General features: G+C 72.1%; 18 protein-coding genes. 4 read left to right on the forward strand and 14 right to left on the reverse strand.

The genetic code is table 11. The annotated features are described in order from the left end of the window. Positions 1 to 190: 190 nt before the first annotated feature. From smc to ACF08B_RS27790, 3 genes are all read right to left on the reverse strand, one after another. Positions 191 to 3,787: a chromosome segregation protein SMC gene (gene smc / locus ACF08B_RS27780; RefSeq protein ID WP_392319896.1), complete on the reverse strand. Its 3,597-nt coding sequence runs from the start codon at positions 3,785 to 3,787 to the stop codon at positions 191 to 193. 246 nt (positions 3,788 to 4,033) lie between these two features. Beyond that, the gene (locus tag ACF08B_RS27785) at positions 4,034 to 4,237 is read right to left on the reverse strand and encodes a hypothetical protein (protein WP_392319897.1); all 204 of its coding nucleotides are present in this window, start codon (positions 4,235 to 4,237) and stop codon (positions 4,034 to 4,036) included. A 394-nt stretch (positions 4,238 to 4,631) separates the two neighbouring features. Beyond that, positions 4,632 to 4,913 (reverse strand): acylphosphatase, encoded by a 282-nt coding sequence (locus ACF08B_RS27790; RefSeq protein ID WP_093697654.1) that lies wholly within the window; start codon positions 4,911 to 4,913, stop codon positions 4,632 to 4,634. Positions 4,914 to 5,092: 179 nt separating this feature from the next. Between ACF08B_RS27790 and ACF08B_RS27795 the strand changes: the two genes are divergently transcribed. Further along, complete coding sequence (locus ACF08B_RS27795) at positions 5,093 to 6,244, forward strand: CAP domain-containing protein (RefSeq protein WP_392319898.1); 1,152 nt, start codon at positions 5,093 to 5,095, stop codon at positions 6,242 to 6,244. Between the two features lie 58 nt (positions 6,245 to 6,302). Here the strand turns inward: ACF08B_RS27795 and ACF08B_RS27800 are convergent, their stop codons facing one another. The 3 genes from ACF08B_RS27800 to ACF08B_RS27810 form a co-directional block, all read right to left on the reverse strand. After that, positions 6,303 to 6,776: a DUF4240 domain-containing protein gene (locus ACF08B_RS27800; RefSeq protein WP_392319899.1), complete on the reverse strand. Its 474-nt coding sequence runs from the start codon at positions 6,774 to 6,776 to the stop codon at positions 6,303 to 6,305. A 129-nt stretch (positions 6,777 to 6,905) separates the two neighbouring features. After that, a complete protein-coding gene (locus tag ACF08B_RS27805; RefSeq protein WP_392319900.1) occupies positions 6,906 to 7,190 on the reverse strand; it encodes a hypothetical protein in 285 nt (94 codons plus the stop codon). A gap of 129 nt (positions 7,191 to 7,319) precedes the next feature. After that, positions 7,320 to 7,904, reverse strand: a complete 585-nt coding sequence (locus ACF08B_RS27810) for a flavodoxin family protein (protein ID WP_392319901.1) — start codon at positions 7,902 to 7,904, stop codon at positions 7,320 to 7,322. 106 nt (positions 7,905 to 8,010) lie between these two features. On the opposite strand from ACF08B_RS27810, the gene ACF08B_RS27815 reads away from it, so the two are divergent. After that, positions 8,011 to 8,406 carry a winged helix-turn-helix transcriptional regulator gene (locus ACF08B_RS27815; protein WP_392319902.1) on the forward strand — a complete coding sequence of 132 codons (396 nt, stop codon included), beginning with the start codon at positions 8,011 to 8,013 and terminating at the stop codon, positions 8,404 to 8,406. Here ACF08B_RS27815 and mutM read toward each other — a convergent pair. The 8 genes from mutM to recG form a co-directional block, all read right to left on the reverse strand. Beyond that, positions 8,379 to 9,239, reverse strand: coding sequence for a bifunctional DNA-formamidopyrimidine glycosylase/DNA-(apurinic or apyrimidinic site) lyase (gene mutM / locus ACF08B_RS27820; protein WP_392319903.1), 861 nt, complete (start codon positions 9,237 to 9,239; stop codon positions 8,379 to 8,381). The two genes, ACF08B_RS27815 and mutM, sit on opposite strands and share 28 nt — an antisense overlap. Before the next feature lie 86 nt (positions 9,240 to 9,325). Beyond that, positions 9,326 to 10,156 carry a ribonuclease III gene (rnc, locus tag ACF08B_RS27825; protein ID WP_392319904.1) on the reverse strand — a complete coding sequence of 277 codons (831 nt, stop codon included), beginning with the start codon at positions 10,154 to 10,156 and terminating at the stop codon, positions 9,326 to 9,328. An 8-nt stretch (positions 10,157 to 10,164) separates the two neighbouring features. Continuing rightward, entirely contained in the window at positions 10,165 to 10,338 is a 174-nt protein-coding gene (gene rpmF, locus ACF08B_RS27830; protein WP_003951102.1) for a 50S ribosomal protein L32, read from the reverse strand. Between the two features lie 2 nt (positions 10,339 to 10,340). After that, positions 10,341 to 10,991, reverse strand: coding sequence for a YceD family protein (locus tag ACF08B_RS27835; RefSeq protein ID WP_392320038.1), 651 nt, complete (start codon positions 10,989 to 10,991; stop codon positions 10,341 to 10,343). A gap of 139 nt (positions 10,992 to 11,130) precedes the next feature. After that, positions 11,131 to 12,222, reverse strand: coding sequence for a cell division initiation protein (locus tag ACF08B_RS27840; RefSeq protein ID WP_392319905.1), 1,092 nt, complete (start codon positions 12,220 to 12,222; stop codon positions 11,131 to 11,133). 57 nt (positions 12,223 to 12,279) lie between these two features. Next, a complete protein-coding gene (coaD, locus tag ACF08B_RS27845) occupies positions 12,280 to 12,759 on the reverse strand; it encodes a pantetheine-phosphate adenylyltransferase (protein WP_073889907.1) in 480 nt (159 codons plus the stop codon). A gap of 26 nt (positions 12,760 to 12,785) precedes the next feature. Continuing rightward, positions 12,786 to 13,373, reverse strand: coding sequence for a 16S rRNA (guanine(966)-N(2))-methyltransferase RsmD (rsmD, locus tag ACF08B_RS27850; RefSeq protein WP_392319906.1), 588 nt, complete (start codon positions 13,371 to 13,373; stop codon positions 12,786 to 12,788). Between the two features lie 157 nt (positions 13,374 to 13,530). Then, positions 13,531 to 15,750 carry an ATP-dependent DNA helicase RecG gene (gene recG, locus ACF08B_RS27855; RefSeq protein ID WP_392319907.1) on the reverse strand — a complete coding sequence of 740 codons (2,220 nt, stop codon included), beginning with the start codon at positions 15,748 to 15,750 and terminating at the stop codon, positions 13,531 to 13,533. Positions 15,751 to 15,960: 210 nt separating this feature from the next. Here recG and ACF08B_RS27860 point away from each other — a divergent pair, with 210 nt between their 5' ends. After that, complete coding sequence (locus ACF08B_RS27860; protein WP_392319908.1) at positions 15,961 to 17,796, forward strand: HSP90 family protein; 1,836 nt, start codon at positions 15,961 to 15,963, stop codon at positions 17,794 to 17,796. Further along, positions 17,796 to 20,726 (forward strand): tetratricopeptide repeat protein, encoded by a 2,931-nt coding sequence (locus ACF08B_RS27865; protein WP_392319909.1) that lies wholly within the window; start codon positions 17,796 to 17,798, stop codon positions 20,724 to 20,726. The genes ACF08B_RS27860 and ACF08B_RS27865 overlap by 1 nt, the downstream gene beginning before the upstream one ends. Positions 20,727 to 20,736: the final 10 nt, after the last annotated feature.

A 20,736-nucleotide genomic window follows, 5' to 3' on the forward strand; every position in this document is an offset into this window, starting at 1 on the left:
GTGATCCCTCCCTGGTATCCAGTGGGGCACAACTTCACACCACTGACACCTGAAGGTAAAAGCAACGTTGCAGAGACTATGCCTTCAAGTTTCGAAGTCAATAGTCGGGTTGCTGTGAGTTCCGAGACGCGCCTGAGGGTTCCGTGTTCAATTAGTGAACATGGAGTGAGTCGATCTTGAAAAAGGCGGCTCAGCGCAGCCGCTGGGAGATCACCTTGGACACGCCGTCGCCCTGCATCGAGACGCCGTAGAGCGCGTCGGCGACCTCCATCGTGCGTTTCTGGTGCGTGATCACGATGAGCTGCGAGGCCTCCTGCAGCTCCTGCATGATCCGGATCAGCCGCTGCAGGTTGGTGTCGTCGAGCGCGGCCTCGACCTCGTCCATGACGTAGAAGGGGCTGGGCCGGGCCTTGAAGATCGACACCAGCAGCGCCACGGCCGTCAGCGAGCGTTCACCACCCGAAAGCAGGGAGAGCCGCTTGACCTTCTTGCCCGGCGGGCGCGCCTCGACGTCCACGCCCGTGGTGAGCATGTTGTCGGGGTCGGTCAGGACGAGCCGTCCCTCGCCGCCCGGGAACAGCCGGCCGAAGACGCCCTCGAACTCGCGGGCCGTGTCCCGGTAGGCCTCCGTGAACACCTGCTCGACGCGCTCGTCGACCTCCTTCACCACCTGGAGCAGGTCGGCGCGGGTCTTCTTCAGGTCCTCCAGCTGCTCGCTGAGGAACTTGTGCCGCTCCTCCAGCGCCGCGAACTCCTCCAGCGCCAGCGGATTGACCTTGCCCAGCTGCTGGTACGCGCGCTCCGCGGCCTTCAGCCGCTTCTCCTGCTCGGCGCGCACGAAGGGCCGGGGCTGGTTGCGGGGGTGCTCGGGGTCGTCGGGCAGCTGCTCGCCGTCGGCGGGGGGTGAGGGCGGCACGGGCTGGTCCGGCCCGTACTCCGACACCAGGCCGGCCGGTTCGACACCCAGTTCCTCCAGCGCCTTGGTCTCCAGCTGCTCCATGCGCAGCCGCTTCTCGGCGCCGAGGACCTCCCCGCGGTGCACCGAGTCCGTCAGTTTGTCGAGCTCGGACTTCAGTTCGCGGCCGGTCGTGCGGGCGACGGTCAGCTCCTGCTCCCGCCGCGCCTTGGCGGCCTCGGCCACGGCGCGTTCCCGCTCGGCACGGGCCAGCGACACCTCGACGTGCGCCAGCAGCTGCCGGGCGCCGGAGGCGACGGCCTCCGCCACGGCCGCCTCGTGCCGCAGCCGGGCCCGGCGCTGCTCGGCACGCGCGCGTGCCTCGCGTTCGGCGCGGGCGGCCCGGTCCAGCGAGTCGGCCCGGCCCGAGAGCCCCTTGACCCGCTCCTCGTGGGTACGGACCTGGAGCCGGGCCTCCATCTCGGTCTGCCGGGCATTGGCGCCGTCGGCGGCGAGCCGGTCCCGCGCCGAGGTGTCCGGCTCGTCGTCGACCGGCATCTCCTCGGCCACGGCCAGCCGCTCGGCCAGTTCCTCGGCGTCCCGCACGGCCTTGTCCAGCGCCTCCTGCGCCCGCGCGGCCGCGGCCGCGGACCGCTCGGCCTCACCGGCCGCGCCACGCGCCTGTCCGGCGAGCCTGCCGAGCTGCTGGGCCACGGCCGACTTCTCCCGGTCGGCGGCCCGGCGCCGCTCCCCCACCTCGTCGACGAGGGCCGCCGCCCGCGTCCGCCGCTCGGCCGCCGCCTCCTGCTCCTCGGCCAGCGCCTCGCACCGCACCGCCAGCTCGGCGAGCTCGGCGGCGGCCTCGTCCACGGAGGCCTGCACCTCCAGCAGGCTGGGCGCGCCGGCCGAGCCGCCGTGCGCGAAGTGGGCGCCGAGCAGATCGCCTTCGGCGGTCACCGCGGTCAGCTCCGGGTGGGCGTAGACCAGCTCCTCGGCGTCCTCCAGGGTGGCGACGACGACGATGCCGCGCAGCAGACGGCGGACGGCGGGCAGAAGTTCGGCGGGGCCCCGCACGAGCTGCGCGGCGGGGGTCGCCGAGCCGGGCGGCCGGCCGGCCGCTCCGTCGTCATGGCCGGCCGTGCCGTTCCCCGCGTCCCCGTGGGGCGGTTCCGGGTCGCCCGCCAGCAGCAGGGCCGCCCGGCCGCCGTCCTGTTTGCGGAGCAGACGGATCGCGTCCGCCGCCGAGGCCGGGGTCGTCACGGCGATGGCGTCGGCCGCGGCGCCGAAGGCGGCGGCGAGGGCCACCTCGTGGCCGGGGGTCACGGTCAGCAGTTCGGCGGCCGGACCGAGGACGCCGGTGAGGCGATCGCGGGCGCCGAGCAGTATGCCGGTGCCGTCCTTGCGGCGCAGGCCGAGCGCCAGCGCCTCGTGGCGGGCCCGGGTCGCGGCGCGTTCGCGTTCCGCCGCGGTGGCCGCCTCGCGTGCCGCGCCGAGCGCCGCCTCGGCCTCGGCGAGCTGCCTCCTGGCCGCCTCGTGCCGCTCGGCGAGGTCCGCGTCGCCGGCGTCCAGGCCGTCGACCTCGGTCTGCAGGGCCTCGTACTCCTCCTGCGCCCGTACGGCCCGCTCCTGGGCCTCGTCCCGGGCCGTGGCCAGCCGGTCGATCTCGGCCTGGGCGGAGGCGGCGCGCGAGCGGGCCGCGTTGACCTGCCCGGACAGCCGGGCCAGTCCCTCACGGCGGTCGGCGATGGCGCGGGCCGCGTCCTTGAGCCGGCGCTCCTCGACGGCCAGCTCCCGTTCCAGTTCGGCGCGGTGGGCGACCGTGTCGTCCAGGGCGTGCTGGGCCGCCTCCAGGGCGGCTTCCAGTTCCGCCTCCTGCTCGCGGACGCGGGCGGCCTCGCGCTCCAGGTCCTCGGGGTCGCGGCCGCGCCGCTCCTCGGGGGGCGCGGAGGTGGCGCTCTTCACCCGGGCGTCGGCCAGCGAGACGGTGCCGCGGACCCGTTCGGCCAGCTGGGACAGCTCGTACCAGGTCTGCTGGGCGCGCTGGAGTCGGGGCGTGAGCTGCCGTACCTCGTCCTCCAGCAGGGACTCGCGGTGCAGAGCCTTCCTCAGCTCGTGTTCCGCGCTCTCCTTGCGCTCCTTCAGGGCGGCCTCGTCGGCGATCTCGGCCTTGAGCGCTCGCCGCAGCCGTACGAGGTCGTCGGCGAGCAGGCGCAGCCGGGCGTCGCGGAGATCCGCCTGGATGACGGCGGCCCTTCTCGCCACCGCCGCCTGGCGTCCGAGGGGTTTGAGCTGACGGCGCAGTTCGTCGGTGAGGTCCTGCACGCGCGCGAGGTTGGCCTGCATCGCGTCGAGCTTGCGGAGCGCCTTCTCCTTGCGCTTGCGGTGCTTGAGGACGCCGGCGGCCTCCTCGATGAAGGCGCGGCGGCCCATGGGGTCGGCGTGCAGCACGGAGTCGAGCTGGCCTTGGCCGACGATGACGTGCATCTCGCGGCCGATGCCGGAGTCGGAGAGGAGTTCCTGGATGTCGAGCAGCCGGCAGGTGTCACCGTTGATCTGGTACTCGCTGCCGCCGTTGCGGAACATGATCCGCGTGATGGTGACCTCGGCGTACTCGATGGGCAGCGCCCCGTCGGAGTTGTCGATGGTCAGGGACACCTCGGCGCGGCCCAGCGGCGGGCGGCCGGTGGTGCCGGCGAAGATGACGTCCTCCATCTTGCCGCCGCGCAGGGACTTGGCGCCCTGTTCGCCCATGACCCAGCTGAGCGCGTCCACGACGTTGGACTTGCCCGAGCCGTTCGGGCCGACGACGCACGTGATCCCCGGCTCGAACCGGAGGGTGGTCGCCGAGGCGAACGACTTGAACCCGCGGAGGGTCAGGGCCTTGAGGTGCACGCCGCCGGACTCTACCGGGCGCCGCTATCTCACTCCATGAACCCTCGCAACCGCGCGGTTTCGCCCATGAACATGCAGGGCACACCGTACGTTAAAGAAGGTGAAAGGATGCGCGGGGGAAAGAAAGAAGGGACGCCGAAGCGTCCCTTGCAACTCTGACGGCCGGGTTGCGGTCGTCGGATCAACTGAGCGGTTGATACGGGCAGCCCGATCTTCTGCGACTGCTGTCGTGGAGCGATGCAGTGATCAGGTGAGCGCAGGCTCCGCCTGGTGTGCGTCGATGCTCTCCATGATCCTGTCCTGAGAGGCGGCAGCCGACAGCTCTTCGTTCTCCGCCTGGATCCGTACGAGCTCGGACTCCAGGTCCTGAACGCGCTGCTGCAGCCGTCGCATCTCGGCGAGGAGTCGAGGGTCGGAGCCGCCGACGTAACCGAGAAGCGCCTTTGCCATGATGGATGGTCCTCCACACTGAGTGACCGACCGATGCGGTGTGGGTCGTGAGGGAATCGCACCCGCGGTGCTTGGCACATCGTGGTCTTGCTCTGCTGTTGCTTCATGCCAAACAGCTAAGGTGCGCGGGGCTTTCAGCGTCTCACCAAAAAGTTTGACGGTCAACACGATCACACCCTGTATTGGCGGGCGGACCGGGGCGCGCGGCCGGGAAAACGGCGGCGCTGCGACTCTTCCGGTGCCCTCAGGGCGTGGTGACCAGCCGACGATCAGCTGTACCAGCGGAGCCTGCCACGCCACGTCGCATCTGGCAACCACCAGGTCGTTTCTGCTCCGCGCATGTGCCGTTGGCAGCTCACCCCGCCCCGGCCTGCGGGTCTGTACAGAAATCGGCTCAGCGGATGGCGAAGCCGTCGTAGCCGCCGCGGGGTGTGTCCCAGATCTCGGTGACTCCTTCTACGCGTCCGGGCGTGTCGTCACCCTGGAGCCAGTCGAGCAGACCCTCGCAGCCGTTCCTCGATCCCTCGGCGACCACCTGGACCCGGCCGTCGGCCAAATTGAGAGCAAAACCACTCAGGCCGCCGATCTCCAGCGCCTTGGCGCGCGTGAACCAGCGGAAACCCACACCCTGCACGCGTCCGCGGACCCAGGCGACCAGTCGTACATCCTCGCTCATGGGTGCAACCTAACCGGCCGATGTCGCTCGACACACGTCGCACCCCAAGGGCATGCGGTAGCGTCCGCACCCAATACATCTCATATGAAACTCACTCGATCGAGTGGGTTTGGTCGGCCAGGGGGTCACTCGGCACGCCGGCACCGGTCGACCGCGGGCACGAGGAAGAGGGCAGGGACATGGGACGCCACCGACGCGTCGCCGCCGGCCGCGCATCCGAGGGCCGCGCCCCGGGAACCGCGTACACGCACTCCGCCCCGGGGGGTGACGATCCCCTGCGCTCGTCCGCGGGCGGACGGGCGCCGATGGGCATCGCTCCCTATCTCAACCCGGAGGCCTACGCCGAGACGAACGCCCGGGCTCACGCCTACCTGTTCTCGGCCGACGGCGACGGCCACGGCCCGGCCGGATCCGCCCCCGCGGGCGGCGGGTTCACCCCCGCCGGTGTCCGCGCGCCGGGTCACCGGCACCGGAAGAAGGCCGCGCGGCCGGTGCGCACCGGGCTGCTCGGGGTGTCCGCGGCCGTCGCCCTCGGCACGGTCGCCGTGGCCACCGGAGTGGTGCCGGGTCTGCAGGACTACCGGCTCGGTGGCGGTACGCACACCACGGGCGGTGACCGAATACAGGCGGCCGACTCTCCCAGCAACACGGCCAGCGAGCAGGGGGGAACCTCGGGCAGCGCCGACAGCCGCGACGGCTCGGCCGCGGGCGGGAACGGGCGATCGCAGCCGCGCACCCCCTCCGCCCCCGCTTCCTCGTCGTCCCCCTCTGCCTCCCCTTCTTCCCCTTCCTCTCCCTCTTCCTCGTCGCCCTCCGCCTCGAAGCCGGCGCGAGAGACCTCCCCGTCGCGCACGAATCCGGGAAGGCCCGCACCGTCGAGGCCGAAGACCACCCCGTCGCGTACGGCGACCAAGGCGCCCAGTGCCTCCACCGCACCGGGCCCCGTGTCGACGGAGGCCGTCGCCGAGGCGGAGGTGCTGAAACTGGTCAACGAGGAGCGGGCGAAGGTCGGGTGCAGCGCCCTGGCGGCGAACTCCTCGTTGGCGCGACTGGCCGGCGCCTTCAGTGACGACATGGCCGCGCGGGACTTCTTCGACCACACCGACCCGGACGGCGCCACCCCGTGGGACCGGGCCGCGAAGGCGGGCATCACCGACCTCGGCGGCGAGAACATAGCTCGCGGCCAGGCGTCGGCGGCGGCCGTGATGGAGGCCTGGATGAACAGCCCGGGCCACCGCGCCAACATCCTGAACTGCGACTACAAGACCCTCGGCGTCGGCGTCCACATGGGCCAGGGCGGCCCCTGGTGGACGCAGGACTTCGGCTTCTAGTCCGAGACCGCCAGACCTCTGTGCCACAGTGCCTCCGGCCGTGCCGTGTTGCCGGCGTTCAGGCCGGTTGATGCGGCCAGCCGTCCCGGTTCGAGAAGGTCTCGACACAGTGGCGCGTGGACCGATCCCATTCCCGACCCGTCGCCAGCTCGTACGCCTGATCAGGCACGTAGAGCAGGAACTCGCCGTCGTGCGTGGAGGCGGTGTACGGGGCGAACCGGCCGACGTCGAAGAACACCGACTCCCAGACGGATCGACCCGCGGCCACCACGGCGCAGCGTGCGTACAGGAAGCTGTCCGCGGACTGCGGGAAGGGTTCACCGTCCCGCAGTGTCAGGTCGGCGACCGGCAGAGTGCCGAACTTTTCTTGATCCAGACGGTACAGAGCCTCCGCCAGGCGCTCGGCGAAGCCCTGGATGTCGGAGACCGGGCGCTTGCTCAGTTCCGCGGCGAGACGGCCACAACCGGCTTCGTCGGCCCTGCCGTCCAGAGTGCCTATCCACGCCCAGAAGTCGGCCCAGGTCATCACCATGGCCATGAGCGTACGACCCGCTGAGGGAGCAGTCGGCGCCTACGCCCCTCGGGAGAGCGAGAAGGGGCCGCCGCATGGGATGCGGCGGCCCCTTTGGGGTTCCGTCTCGGTGGGCGTTGGCGGGCCGCGTCAGCGGATGATGATCACCACCGGGACGTTGCTGTAGGGATAGCCGGCGAACGGATAGAACCCCGTGGCTCCGAGTGTGCCGAAGCCGCCGCAGTTGTTGAAGCCGCGGTTGAAGCCCGCGCCGAAGCGGCATCCGCCGTGCGTCTGGACGCTTGGTGACAGCGACCGGACGCTGTCCGTGGTCACCGCGGCTGACGCCGGGCTCGCGACCGCGACCGTTCCGGCGACGGCACCGCCCGCGAGGACGGCGGCTGCCAGGGTTCGCATGACCGGGTTGCTGCGCATATGTCGGCCTCCTTCACCCCGAGATATCCACACCCCTCCGGTATCTCCGCTCACACCAGGTAACACCCGTTCGACGGAACGTACCACCCAGGCGATCCCGAACCCCGGAATTCCGGGCCCGGAGCCGTCCTATGCGGCGGCGCGCCCGCGCGCGAACAGCAGCGCGGTCTCCGCCACGCGGCGGCCGAGGTGCTCGGCCGTGGCGATGTCGGCCTTGTGGACGCCCTCGGGGCCCTGGTCGTTGTTGCTCTGCGCGGCGGCGCCGGCGAAGAAGCCGAGGCGGTTGAGGTCGTTCTCCGAGGCGGTGCTGCTGTTCCAGCCGGGCAGCAGGCCGAGGTTGACCCAGTGCATGCCGTGCTGGGCGGCGAGCGTCTGGAAGAACTGCAGGGTGTGCAGCTTGTCGCCGCTCTTCGAGGCCGAGTTCGTGAAGCCGGCCGCCAGCTTGTCCTTCCAGTCCTGGCCGAACCAGCGCCGCGAGCTCGCCTCGGCGAAGACGTGGAAGGCGCCGGAGGCGGTGCCCATGTAGGTGGGCGAACCGAAGACGATCGCGTCCGAGCGGTCCAGCGTCTCCCACTGCTCGTCGGTGATGTCGTCGACCTTGATCAGGTGCACCTCGGCACCCGCGTCCACCGCGCCCGCACGGACGGCCTCGGCGAGGACGGCGGTGTGGCCGTAACCGGAGTGGTAGGCGATGGAAACGACAGGGTAGGACATGACACTCCTTGGAAGGGGCAGGCCAAAAGCAATAACCAAAGGAAAGCACTATCCAGGAGTTAGTGCAACCTGGCAGGTGGCGCTGTACCCGCGTACCCTTGCCGATATGACCGCCATCGCCCCGGACCACGACGACCTCGCCTACAACGTCTTCGCCAAGGCCTGCCCGTCACGCGGCACGCTGGAGCACGTCACGGGCCGCTGGGGCGGACTGACGCTCGGCGCGCTGTGCGAGGGCTCGCTGCGCTTCAACGAGCTGCGCCGCCGCGTCGACGGTGTGAGCGAGAAGATGCTGTCCCAGACGCTGCACGCGCTGGAGCGCGACGGACTGGTGCACCGCGAGGCGCAGCCGACGAACCCGCCCCGCGTGGACTACGAACTCACCCCCCTGGGCCGCCAGGTCGCCGAACGCCTGCTGGCGCTCATCCACTGCGTGGAGGGTGCGATGGACGACGTGCTCGCGTCCCGTGCGCGTTACGACGAGACGCGCGGCGGCCTCTGACACTTCGGGCAGAAGTAGCTGGAGCGGTTCATCCAGGGCCGGCGGCGGATGGGGGTGCCGCACCGCTTGCAGGGCAGGCCCTCACGGCCGTACGCGTCCAGGGAGCGGTCGAAGTAGCCCGACTCGCCGTTGACGTTGACGTACAGGCTGTCGAAGCTGGTGCCGCCGACGGCGAGGGCCGCGTTCATCACGTCCCGTACGTGGCCCAGGAGTTCGGTGACGACCGGGCGGGTGAGGTTCGCCGTCGGCCGCTCGTAGTGGAGGCGGGCGCGCCAGAGGGCCTCGTCCGCGTAGATGTTGCCGACCCCGCTGATCAACGACTGGTCCAGCAGGGCCCGTTTGACGGTCGTGCGCTTGCGGCGCAGGGCCTGCCGGAACGCTTCCTCGTCGAACAGCTCGTCTAGGGGGTCGCGGGCGATGTGCGCGATGACGTCGGGCAGCCCGTCGGGGGTGTTCTCGTGCAACGACAGTCCGCCGAAGGTGCGTTGGTCGACGAAGCGCAGTTCCGTGCCGAGGGAGTCGGCGAACCGGATCCGGATGCGCAGGTGCTTCTCGTCCGGCGCCTCGTGCGGCTGCACCAGCAGCTGGCCGCTCATGCCGAGGTGTGCGAGGACGGACTCGTTCGTCTCCTCCAGCGGCAGCCACAGGTACTTGCCGCGACGGCCGGGGGTACCGATGTGCTTGCCCTTGAGCCGGTGCGCGAAGTCGTCGGCGCCCGCCACGTGCCGGCGGACGGCGCGCGGGTGCAGCACCTCGACCTCGGCGACGGTGCGATGGGCGGCCCATCGCTCCAGACCGCGCCGGACCACCTCGACCTCGGGCAACTCGGGCATCGGGACCCCCGTACACAGCGGTGGATGAGCCGAACGCCCGCCCCGTCGGGAACGGCGGGGCGGGCGTCCGGATACTGCTCTCTTCGTCAGGCGGAGGCGGACGACGGGTTGCCGTCCTTCGCAGCGGCCTCTTCGGCCGCCTTGGCGCGCTCGTCCGCGGCTGCCCGGATGGACCGCCAGGCGGACTCGGCGGCCTGCTGCTCCGCCTCCTTCTTGCTGCGGCCGGTGCCGGTGCCGTACGAGACGCCTCCGACGCGGGCAGCAGCAGTAAAGGTCTTCTCGTGATCGGGACCGGTCTCCGAGACCAGGTACTCGGGCACGCCGAGCCCCTCGATCGCGGTGAGCTCCTGGAGACTGGTCTTCCAGTCCAGGCCGGCTCCGAGGTTCGAGGACTTCTCGATCAGCGGGTCGAAGAGCCGGTGTACCAGCTCCGAGGCCGCGTCGAGGCCCTGGTCGAGATAGACCGCGCCGATCACCGCTTCCAGGGTGTCGGCGAGAATGGACGCCTTGTCCCGGCCGCCCGTGCCCTCTTCACCACGGCCGAGCCGGATGAAGGAGCCCAGGTCGAGGCCACGGCTGACCTCCGCCAGCGCACGCGAGTTGACCACCGCGGCCCGCAGCTTGGCCAGCTGGCCTTCGGGCAGGTCGGGGTGGGTGCGGTACAGCGTGTCCGTGACGACGAGGCCGAGCACGGAGTCCCCGAGGAACTCCAGTCGCTCGTTCGTCGGCAGACCGCCGTTCTCGTACGCGTACGAACGGTGGGTCAGCGCACGCACCAGAAGGGCGGACTCGAGCTGATAGCCGAGCCGCCCTTCCAGAAGCGTGTGGGACGAGGCCTGGTTGTCCACCTTCTTCTTGGCGGGTGCGTCCGCCTTGGCGTCTTCCGCCCTCTTGGGACTGGACACAGTGCCTCTCACCAGCCCGCTCAGACTTCGAGGACCTGGCGCTTGTTGTAGGTGCCGCAAGACGGGCACGCGATGTGCTGCTGCTTGGGCTCGTGGCAGCGCTCGCACGCAACCAGGGTGGGGACCGCAGCCTTCCACTGCGACCGGCGGTGGCGCGTGTTGCTGCGCGACATCTTCCGCTTCGGAACAGCCACGGCTACTTCTCCTGCTTCTCGTCGACGCCCGCTTCCGCGTCAGCGCCGCTCATCTCGTCCTTCTCGCCGTCTTCAGGTGAACCGGCGAGTCCCTGCAAAGCCGCCCAACGGATGTCGACGGCGTCGTGGTGGTGGTCCGGGTCGTCCGCGAGCCGCACTCCGCACTCGGAGCACAGGCCCGGGCAGTCTTCCTGGCACACCGGCTGCATCGGCAGTGCGAGCACCACCGCATCGCGCAGCAGAGGTTCGAGGTCGAACAGGCCGTCCTCGAGGTAGAACCTGTCCTCGTCGTCCTCGGCGTCGTCGCCCGGTTCCGCGATCACGCGGCCCCGGTCGTCGGCGTCAGGGTACGAGAACAGCTCCTGGAAGTCCGTTTCGAGCTCCAGCCCGACCGGCTCCAGACACCTTACGCACTCCCCCTCGGCCTGTGCACGGGCGGTGCCTGTGACGAGCACACCTTCCATGACCGACTCGAGTCGGAGTTCGAGCTCCACCGGGGCGCCCTGCGGCACTCCGATGACTCCCGGGATGCCGAGATCGGCCGGGGCGTCGATCGTGCGGGTCAGGCGCTGCAGCGCGCCAGGACGCCGGCCCAGCTCGTGCGTGTCGAACACGAGGGGGTTGCGGTGGTCGAGGCGGGCGTTGGAGGCCATTCCTGCTTTCGATCTTCTGAACTCGAGGGGACGCCGCCCGACGGTGTTCCGGGCAGCGGTGATCGCGGACATACGCGCGACCGAAGAGCCAGGATACTGGACCTTTCGCTCAGGGCCCAATCCGGTACCGCTCCGGCCGCTACTGCAGGCCCCGGCCCTGCTCGTACGCCCTCAGCTGCTCCGCGCTGATCATGCTCGTGTCGAAGAGGCTGGCCTCGTCGAGGTCGTAGCCCTGCTGGGAGTGCTGCTGGGCCTGCTGCTGCCCCTGGTGGGGGTCGTAGGCGGCCTGCTGGGCGTCGTACCCCTGGTAGGCGTAGGGGTCGGCCTGCTGGTAGCCGTACGGGTCCTGCTGCTGGGCGTAGTCCGGCTGCTGCGGGAAGCCGGCGTACGGGTCCGGCTGCTGCGGGACGGGGTCGCCGCCCGCCGGACCGTAGCCGGGGGTGGGGGCGTAGGCCGGCTGCGGCTCGTACGACGGCTCCGGCTGCCGCGGCGCGGGGCGCTCGGCCGGGGTGTCGGCGAGGGCCGCGAGGTCGGCGAGGTAGTCGGCGTCGCTGGAGTGCTGGAAGGTCGTGGTGTCGTCGGCGAGGGCGCCGAGGTCGTCCGTGGCGATCCGGCCGTGCAGCTTCTGCCGGCCCCGCCCGACGGCCTCCAGGGTCTTGGCGAGGACCGCCTCGAAGGCGCCGAGCTTGACGTCGACGTACGCGTCGGCGTTGTGCCGCAGGGTCTCCGGGTCCTGGCTGCGCTCGGGGGCGTCCTCGTCCTCGTAGCCGTTCTCGTCCAGGCCGGGGCCGGTGCCGAGCAGCTTCTCGCGGCCGCGGCCGACCGAGCCGAGCGTCTTGGTGAGGACGACCTCGAAGTTGGCGAGCTTGGAGTCGACGTAGTCGTCGGCCTCGGCGCGGACCTCGTCGGCCTCCTTGCGGGCCTCGTCGAGGATCCGGTCGGCCTCGGTCTGGGAGCGGCGGGCGATCTCCGTGTCGGAGATCAGCGAGCCGCGGTGGGCGTGCGCGTCGGAGATGATCCGGTCGGCCTCGGCGCGGGCCTGCTCGACCATCTGCTCACGGCCGCCGATCAGTTCCTGTGCCTGGGCGAGGGAGCCGGGCAGGGCCTGGCGCACCTCGTCCAGCATCGCGAGCAGCTCGGCACGGTTGATCACGCAGGACGCCGACATGGGCATGCCCCGGGCGCCTTCCACCGCGGAGACGATCTCGTCGAGCTTCTTCTGCACGTCCACCTGTGCTCGCCACTCTCTACAGCCGGGTTGGAGACGGACGGGACGACTGTAGCCCCATCAGTCCTTGCGCAGGCGCGTGTTCAGGGCGTCCAGGATCTGGGCGGGCACCAGGTGGGAGACGTCCCCGCCCCAGGCCGCGACCTCCTTGACCAGGGAGGAGGAGAGGAAGCTGTAGGTGGGGTTGGTGGGCACGAACAGCGTTTCGACGCCCGTGAGGCCGTTGTTCATCTGGGCCATCTGCAGCTCGTAGTCGAAGTCGCTGACCGCGCGCAGGCCCTTGACGATGGCCGGGATGTCGCGCTGCTTGCAGAAGTCGACGAGGAGGCCGTGGAAGGCCTCGACCCGGACGTTGCCGTACTCGGCGGTGACCTCGCGGATCAGCTCGATCCGCTCCTCGATCTCGAACAGGCCCTTCTTGGACTGGTTGATCATCACCGCCACGTAGACCTCGTCGTACAGACGGGAGGCTCGGGCAATGATGTCGAGGTGTCCGTTGGTGATCGGGTCGAACGACCCGGGACAGACGGCGCGGCGCACTTGTGATCCCTCGCTCTCCGGTCCGGTCATCGTGCGTCTTCGCACGTAGAGGCGGCGCGACCGTACCAAAACGTTCCCTCGCCGTAGCGACGGGACCGGATCGCCTCGAAGCCGTCCGGCCAGTGGAATTCGCCGCCTCTGGTGCTGCGCTCCACGGTGACGAGGGCTTCCCCGGCGAGCCAGCCCTGCGTGCGGAGTGTGAGCAGAATCTCCCGAAGATCGTCGTCGGTGACGGCGTACGGAGGATCGAGGAAGACGAGGTCGTACGGATCGGCCGGGGGTGCGGTTCTGATGATCTGTTCCGCTTTGCCCGCCCGCACCTCCGCGCCCGGCAGACCGAGGGCTCGGACGTTCTCCCGGACGATGCGGGCCGCGCGTGCGTCCGCCTCCACCAGGAGGGTGTGGCCGGCGCCCCGGGACAGGGCCTCCAGGCCCACGGCTCCGGAACCGGCGTAGAGGTCCAGGACCCGCTCGCCGCCCAAGGGGCCGCCCAGCAGGGACTGCCAGGTGGAGAAGAGGCCCTCGCGCGCTCGGTCCGAGGTCGGCCGGGTGCCGGTGCCTGGCGGAACGGCCAGCCGGCGTCCACCGGCTGCGCCGGCGATCACGCGGGTCATTTCGGGTCCTTCGTCATGGGCGGCTTCAGCGGCTGTACGGGGTAAGTCTGGCAGGCGGACGTAACGCACGCGTCCCGCCCCGGCTCCGTACGCCAGGGCGGCACCCTCGTCGTCCGGCTCGCGTACCGCTGCCCGGGTGCCGCCGCCGACTGCGGCGTCAGCCCTTCTCCAGGTACTGCTCCCGCTCCTCGTCCAGGAGGGCGGCCAGGGCCGTGCGCAGGCCGGGAAGGCGCTCCAGTTCGGGGTCCGCCGCCACGAGGGACGCAGCCTCCTCCCGCGCCTCGGCGATGACCTCCTCGTCCTCGATGACGGCGAGGACCCGGAGGCTGGAGCGGGCGCCGGACTGGGCCTGGCCGAGGACGTCGCCCTCGCGGCGCTGTTCCAGGTCGATGCGGGAGAGCTCGAAGCCGTCGAGGGTGGAGGCGACGGCGTTCAGGCGCTGGCGAGCCGCGCTCGCCTCGGGCATCTCGCTGACCAGGAGGCACAGGCCGGGCGCCGCGCCACGGCCGACCCGGCCGCGCAGCTGGTGGAGCTGGGAGACGCCGAAGCGGTCGGCGTCCATGATCACCATGGCGGTGGCGTTGGGGACGTTGACGCCCACCTCGATGACGGTCGTGGCGACCAGGACGTCGGTCTCGCCCGCGGCGAAGCGGCGCATCACCGCGTCCTTGTCGTCGGGGTGCATTCGGCCGTGCAGCACCTCGACCCGCAGGCCCTGGAGGGGACCGCTGTTCAGCCGGCCGGCGACGTCGAGGACGGCGAGCGGGGGCCGCTTCTCCGCCTCGTCCTCGGCGGACTTCTTCCGCCCGGCCTTCTTGGGGTCGTCCTCCTCGTCCCCGATACGGGGGCAGACGACGTACGCCTGATGGCCGTTCGTGACCTCCTCGCGGACCCGCTCCCAGGCGCGGGCCAGGAAGTGCGGCTTGTCGGCGGCGGGCACGACGTGGCTGGCGATCGGGGACCGGCCGGCCGGGAGCTGGTCGAGGACGGAGGTCTCCAGGTCCCCGAAGACCGTCATGGCGACCGTGCGCGGGATGGGCGTGGCCGTCATGACGAGCAGGTGCGGGGGCTGCTTGCCCTTGCCCCGGAGGGCGTCGCGCTGTTCGACGCCGAAGCGGTGCTGTTCGTCGACGACGACCAGGCCGAGGTCGTGGAACTGGATCTTGTCCTCGATGAGGGCGTGTGTGCCGACCACCAGACCGGCCTCGCCGGTGGCCAGGTCGAGCAGGGCGCGGCGGCGGGCGGCGGCGCCCATGGAGCCGGTGAGCAGGACCACCTTGGTGGCGTGCTCGGCGCCGCCCAGCATGCCTCCCTCGGCCAGCTCGCCCATCATCTCGGTGATCGAGCGGTGGTGCTGCTGGGCGAGCACCTCGGTGGGCGCGAGCATGGCCGCCTGGCCACCGGCGTCGACCACGGCGAGCATGGCCCGCAGGGCGACCATGGTCTTCCCGCTTCCCACCTCCCCCTGGAGCAGCCGGTGCATCGGGTGGTCGGTGGCCAGGTCGTCGAAGATCTCCTTGGAGACCTTCCGCTGGCCCTCGGTGAGGGTGAAGGGGAGGCGGTCGTCGAAGGCCGCGAGGATGCCGTCCGGCCGGGGGGTGCGGGGTACGGCGGGGAGCTGGGTGTCGGCGTGGCGGCGGCGGGCCAGGGCGACCTGGAGGACGAAGGCCTCGTCCCACTTGAGGCGGTCGCGGGCACCGGCGATGTCCGCCTTGGTGTGCGGCCGGTGGATCTTGAGCAGGGCTTCGGGCAGCGGGAGCAGGCCGCGGCCCTCGCGGAGGGTGTCCGGGAGCGGGTCCAGGGCCTCCTGGGCGCTGGGCAGCACGGTCTGGACCGCCTTGCCGATCTTCCAGGACTCCAGCTTGGCGGTGGCCGGGTAGATCGGGATGAGGGCGCCGGCCCAGGTCTCGACCGTCTCCTCGCTGTCGCCGTGCAGCAACTCGTAAGCAGGATGGGCGAGTTGGAGACGGCGGTTGAAGACGGAGACCTTGCCGGCGAACATCGCGCGGGTGCCCGGCAGCAGCTCCTTGTGCGGCTTGTGCACGCCGTGGCCGAAGAACACCAGCTGGAGCCGGCCGCTGCCGTCGGTGATCGTGACCTCCAGGCGCTGGCCCTTGCCCCGGGGGGCCTTGGCGGAGGCGAAGGTGTGCAGACGGGCGTCGGCGACCTGGGCGACCACCGTGACGTGCTCGTCCATCGGGAGGTCGGCGAGGTGGGTGAGCTGCCCCCGCTCCTCGTATCTGCGCGGGTAGTGGTGCAGGAGGTCGCCGACGCTGTGCAGGCCGAGGTGCTCGGCCATCACCTTCGCGGTGGCGGGGCCGAGCACTGACTTCAGGGGTTGTTTCAGTGGTTCTTCCAGTGCGGGCACGAGATCCATTGCACACCACCGCACTGACAATGCCGTAGACGCTGCCCTGCGATTTCGTCCCGCGGGGCCTCCGCTTCGCGGGAGAGATCCGGGAAAGCCCTGGTCAGGTGGTCTGTTCCGGGCCTAGGATGACGCGCTCCGGCCATCCTTCGCGGTCACCGCCCACCCGGGACCGCCCGACCCCGCGCCGAACGCGCTCCCCCCTCCGGCGCAGTGACGATGGACTCCCAGACCTCACAGTCATCCCAGGCATCCCAGTCACCCCACCAACCTCATACGTTTCAGGTCGACCTGCGCGGCCTGGTGGACCTGCTCTCGCACCACCTCTACTCCAGCCCCAAGGTCTACCTGCGGGAGCTGCTGCAGAACGCCGTGGACGCCGTCACCGCCCGGCGGGCCGAGGAGCCGGACGCCCCGGCGCTGGTCCGGCTGCACGCGGCGGACGGCGGCCTGCGCGTGGAGGACAGCGGCGTCGGGCTCAGCGAGTCGGACGTGCACGCCCTCCTGGCGACCATCGGCCGCAGCTCCAAACGGGCCGAGGGACTGCAGGCGGCCCGGTCCGACTTCCTCGGCCAGTTCGGCATCGGGCTGCTCGCCTGCTTCGTGGTCGCCGAGCGGATCCGCGTGGTCAGCCGCAGCGCCAGGGCGCCCGAGGCGCCGCCGGTGGAGTGGACGGCCCGCGACGACGGGTCGTACACCGTGCGCACGCTGCCGCACACGGAACGGCCCGAGCCCGGCACGACCGTGTACCTGACCCCGCGCGCGGGGGCCGCCGAGTGGCTGTCGCCCGAGCGGGTCCTCACCCTGGCCCGGGACTTCGGCGCGCTGCTGCCGTACGACGTCCGGGTGGACGGGGAGCGGATCACCGATCTGCCCGCGCCCTGGGACCGCCCGTACCCGAGCCCCGCCACGAGACGGGTGGCGCTGGCCCGGCACTGCCACGAGCTGTTCGGGTTCACCCCGCTGGACTCGATCGGCCTGGACGTGCCGCTGGCCGGTGTCCGCGGGGTGGCGTACGTGCTGCCGTCGGCGGTCAGCCCGGCCCAGCGGGCGACGCACCGGGTGCACCTGAAGGGCATGCTGCTCACCGAGCGGGCCGAACAGCTGCTGCCGGACTGGGCGTTCTTCGTGCGCTGCGTGCTGGACACCGACAGCCTGCGGCCGACCGCCTCGCGCGAGTCGCTGTACGAGGACGAGACCCTCGCCGCCGTGCGGGACGCGCTCGGCGAGCGGATCCGGTCCTGGCTGACCGGGCTCGCCGCGGGTGACCCGGAGCGGCTCGCGGCCTTCCTCGCCGTGCACCACCTGGGAGTGAAGTCCCTCGCCAGGCACGACGCCGACATGCTGCGCACGATGCTGCCGTGGCTGCCGTTCGAGACGACCGACGGACAGCTGTCCCTGGAGGAGTTCGCGCGACGGCACCCGGTGGTGCACTTCACGCGGACCGTCGAGGAGTACCGGCAGGTCGCGCCGATCGCCTCCGCGCAGGGCGTCGGGGTCGTCAACGGCGGCTACACCTACGACAGCGAGCTGGTCGAGGCGCTGCCGCGGGTGCGGCCGGGGACCGTCGTCGCCGAGCTGGACGCGGACACCGTGACCGCGCACCTGGACGCCGTGGACCCGGCCGGGGAACTGGCCCTGTCGGGCTTCCTGGCGGCCGCGCGCGCGAAGCTCGATCCGCTGGGCTGCGACGTCGTCCTGCGCGCCTTCCACCCTCTGTCCGTGCCCGCCCTGCACCTGGACGACCGGGCGGCGCGGCACGAGCAGGCGCGGGCGGAGGCCGAGGAACGGGCCGACGACCTGTGGGCAGGCATCCTGGGCTCGCTGCGCGGCGGCGCCCCGCGCGCGCGTCTGGTGCTGAACCATCTCAACCCGCTGGTCCGGCGGATCAGTTCGATCAAGGACCCGGAGCTGATCGGCACCGCCACCGAGTCGCTGTACGGGCAGGCGCTGCTGAGGGCGCAGCGTCCGCTGCGGCCGGCCGACTCGGCGCTGCTCAACCGGGCGTTCATCGGCCTGCTGGAGTGGGCCACGCACGGGGAGAGCGACCGCTGATGGATGAGATCGCGGACTTCGACGCACTGCGCCGGGCCCTGGCGGAGAACTCCGAGCAGCCGGAGGGTCCGGCCCGCAACGCGCGCGCGGAGCTGCTGCTGGCCGAGGCGGAGCGGCTGGAGGTGCCGCTCGCCGTGATCGAGGCGCTCGGGCACCAGTTGAAGGTCTACAACTACAGCTCCGAGAAGGACAAGATGTTCGTCCCGTTCGCGCGGCTGCTGCGGATGTGGGACGAACGGCCGGAGGACTTCGACGCGTACGAGGCGCACTCGCTGCACTGGGTGTTCAAGTGGATGTCGGCGGGCATGCTGGACCAGCCGCACGTCCCGCTCGTGTCGGTCGAGAAGTGGCTCGGCGAGATGGAGCACCGCTACCGGCTCGCCGGGCACTCCGAACGGGCCGTGCGCAGCGCCGAGTTCAGCGTGGCCGCGCACGTCGGCGACCTGGCGCGGGCGGAGCGGGCGTACACCGCGTGGCTGGCCGCGGACCGCGACGCGATGGCCGACTGCCACGCGTGCGAGCTGCACGGGCAGGGTGTCTGGCAGGCGGAGTCCGGCCGGGACGCGGAGGCCCTCGGCCTGTGGCGGCCGGTGCTGGAGGGCGAGTACAGCTGCGCGCACGAGCCGCACACGGTCCTGGCCTCGTCGCTGAAGCCGCTGCTGCGGCTCGGCCGGGTGGAGGAGGCCCGGGCGAACCATCTGCGGGGCTTCCGGCTGGTGCGCCCCATGGAGAGCATGCGCGGCGCCTACGCGGACCACGTGGAGTTCTGCGCGCTGACCGGCAACGAGGCACGCGGTCTCGAACTGCTCGCCGAGCGGCCGGCGTACTTCACGGACACCGGTCATCCGCGCAGCCGGCTCGACTTCATGGCCGTGGTGACGCTGCTCGCGGACCGGCTGGCCGAGCTGGGGCTGGGCGGGCAGCGGGTGCCGGGCCCCGCCGGGCGGACCTGGACCGCGCGGGAGCTGGCCGTGCACGCGCGCGCGGAGGCGACGGAGCTGGCCGAGCGGTTCGACCGCAGGAACGGCACCTCGTACGTCGGCGAGCGGGCACGCGCGCGCATGGCGCAGCGCCCGCTGGTGGAGCGGCTTCCGCTGGGTGTGCGTACGGTGCGCCCGGCGCCGGCGCCGGCAGCCCCGGTTCCCGGGAACGCCGACGGGCCGGCCGACCTGACCGTGCTGCTCGCCGAGGCGCGGCGGATGTCGGACACCCTGCGGCCGCACGCGCTGAGGGCCTGGGCGGCGGTGGCGGAAGCGGCGCGGGACGCGGAGCTGGAGCCGCGGGACCGCGCGGAGATCGCCGACCACGAGGCGATGGCGGGCGGGCCCGAGGGCGTCGAGTCGTTCGAGCGGGCGGCCTCGCTGTACGCGGAGGCGGGCGATCCCGGCGAGGCGCTGGCGGCACGCGCGCGCGGGGCCTACGTCCGGGCGCTGCACGGCGAGGTCGACGCGGCCCTGGCCGTCGTGGCGGGCCTGTACGACGAGGTGCTCGCGCTCTACGCCGACGGGGCCACCGGGGTGCGGCAGACGGCCGCGGTGGTGATGAGCCGGGCCCGGATCCTGATGCGGCGGATGCACGAGGAGCCCGCCGGACCGGACGCCGGGACGGCGCTCACGGCCGCCGAGCGGGCGGTGCGCGAGGTGCTGGCGCTCGTCGACGGGCGGGACGGGGACGAGGTGCGGCTGGCGGCGCGGGCCGCCGAGGCCCGGGCGATGCTCGCCGAACTGGCCGGACACGCCGGGGACGCCGGCCGGGCGGCCGAGCTGTTCCGGCGGGCGGTCGACGAGTACGTGGCCGCGGGGCTGCCCTGGTTCGCGGTCGAGTACGAGGTGCAGGTCGCCGCCCTGGCCCACCAGGCCGGTGACCTGGCCGGGGCCGAGCGGGCCCTGCGCGGGGCCCTGGAGCACGGCGGGCCGTACGTGGAGCCGGTCGGGCGGGCGCAGCTGCACCTGCAGCTCGCGGAGGTGATCGGCGGCCGGGGTGAGGCCGTGGAGGCCGCGGAGCACGCCCTGGAGGCCGCGCACTGGGCCGACGAGGCGGGCGAGAGCGGAACGCTCGGCGCCTGGGCGCGGCAGCAGCTGGGCGGCTTCCTGCTGCGCCAGGGGCGGTACGCGGAGGCCGCCGAGGTGCTGGAGTCCGCGCTGGCCGACCTGGACCCGGGGACGCACGGTGACGGGGTGGTCGTGCAGGCGCGCTGGTGGCTCGGGGACTGCCTGGGCGAGCTGGGCGAGCACCGGGAGGCCGCCGAGCACCGGCTGCGGGCCGCCGACATCGCCCGGCACTGGCCCGAGCAGCAGGACCACGCCACCCTCGCGCATCTGGCCGCCGAGTCCCTGGGCAGCGCCGGTCTGCTGGACGAGGCGGACGAGGCCTACACGCGCGCGGGAGAGCTGTGGCGCGCCCTGGACAACCCGTACTTCCTGGTGCGGTCGCTGCGCGCCCGCGGCTGGCTGGCGCTGCGCGGTGCGTCCGGGGCAGAGGGCGCGCGGGAGCTGATGGCGGAGGCGGTACGGGAGTGCGAGGAGGCGCTGGCGGCCGCCGCCGACCCGGTGGCCCGGGAACAGCTGACGGACGAACTGGGCCACACCCACCGCCAGTTCGGTGACCTGCTGGCCCGCTGGGCGGCCGAGCAGGCCGAGGAGGAGGCGGCGGACGACGTGGTCCGGGCCGCGCTGGAGGCGGCGCTGGCACGGACGGAGGAAGCGGTCGCGGTGTTCGGCACGCTCGGCGCGGGCGGGCTGCACGGCCGTACCGGGGCGGAGCTCGCCGCGGGGCGGCTGGAGGCCGACCTGGGCCGGCCCGCCGGGGCGGCGGCACGCGCGCGTGGTGTGCTCGCGGCCTACGAGGGCGCCGCTGACGAGGACGAGACGGTCCTGGCCCGGCGGGCGGAGGCGGACCGGATACTCCGGGCGGCGCGGGCCGGGGCGTGAGCGGGGCGCG

The organism is Streptomyces sp. NPDC015139 (assembly GCF_043079785.1).
GTDB classification, from domain to species: Bacteria; Actinomycetota; Actinomycetes; order Streptomycetales; family Streptomycetaceae; genus Streptomyces; species Streptomyces albidocamelliae.

What these genes read in the sequence shown, in the direction of transcription:
- ACF08B_RS27835 (WP_392320038.1), bottom strand. Translation starts at nt 10,991, where the DNA reads ATGGCCTCCAACGCCCGCCTCGACCACCGCAACCCCCTCGTGTTCGAC.
- ACF08B_RS27810 (WP_392319901.1), bottom strand. Translation starts at nt 7,904, where the DNA reads ATGTCCTACCCTGTCGTTTCCATCGCCTACCACTCCGGTTACGGCCAC.
- rsmD (WP_392319906.1), bottom strand. Translation starts at nt 13,373, where the DNA reads ATGACCCGCGTGATCGCCGGCGCAGCCGGTGGACGCCGGCTGGCCGTT.
- ACF08B_RS27815 (WP_392319902.1), top strand. Translation starts at nt 8,011, where the DNA reads ATGACCGCCATCGCCCCGGACCACGACGACCTCGCCTACAACGTCTTC.
- ACF08B_RS27800 (WP_392319899.1), bottom strand. Translation starts at nt 6,776, where the DNA reads ATGGTGATGACCTGGGCCGACTTCTGGGCGTGGATAGGCACTCTGGAC.
- ACF08B_RS27805 (WP_392319900.1), bottom strand. Translation starts at nt 7,190, where the DNA reads ATGCGCAGCAACCCGGTCATGCGAACCCTGGCAGCCGCCGTCCTCGCG.
- mutM (WP_392319903.1), bottom strand. Translation starts at nt 9,239, where the DNA reads ATGCCCGAGTTGCCCGAGGTCGAGGTGGTCCGGCGCGGTCTGGAGCGA.
- ACF08B_RS27785 (WP_392319897.1), bottom strand. Translation starts at nt 4,237, where the DNA reads ATGGCAAAGGCGCTTCTCGGTTACGTCGGCGGCTCCGACCCTCGACTC.
- ACF08B_RS27860 (WP_392319908.1), top strand. Translation starts at nt 15,961, where the DNA reads ATGGACTCCCAGACCTCACAGTCATCCCAGGCATCCCAGTCACCCCAC.
- ACF08B_RS27795 (WP_392319898.1), top strand. Translation starts at nt 5,093, where the DNA reads ATGGGACGCCACCGACGCGTCGCCGCCGGCCGCGCATCCGAGGGCCGC.
- ACF08B_RS27865 (WP_392319909.1), top strand. Translation starts at nt 17,796, where the DNA reads ATGGATGAGATCGCGGACTTCGACGCACTGCGCCGGGCCCTGGCGGAG.
- ACF08B_RS27790 (WP_093697654.1), bottom strand. Translation starts at nt 4,913, where the DNA reads ATGAGCGAGGATGTACGACTGGTCGCCTGGGTCCGCGGACGCGTGCAG.
- recG (WP_392319907.1), bottom strand. Translation starts at nt 15,750, where the DNA reads ATGGATCTCGTGCCCGCACTGGAAGAACCACTGAAACAACCCCTGAAG.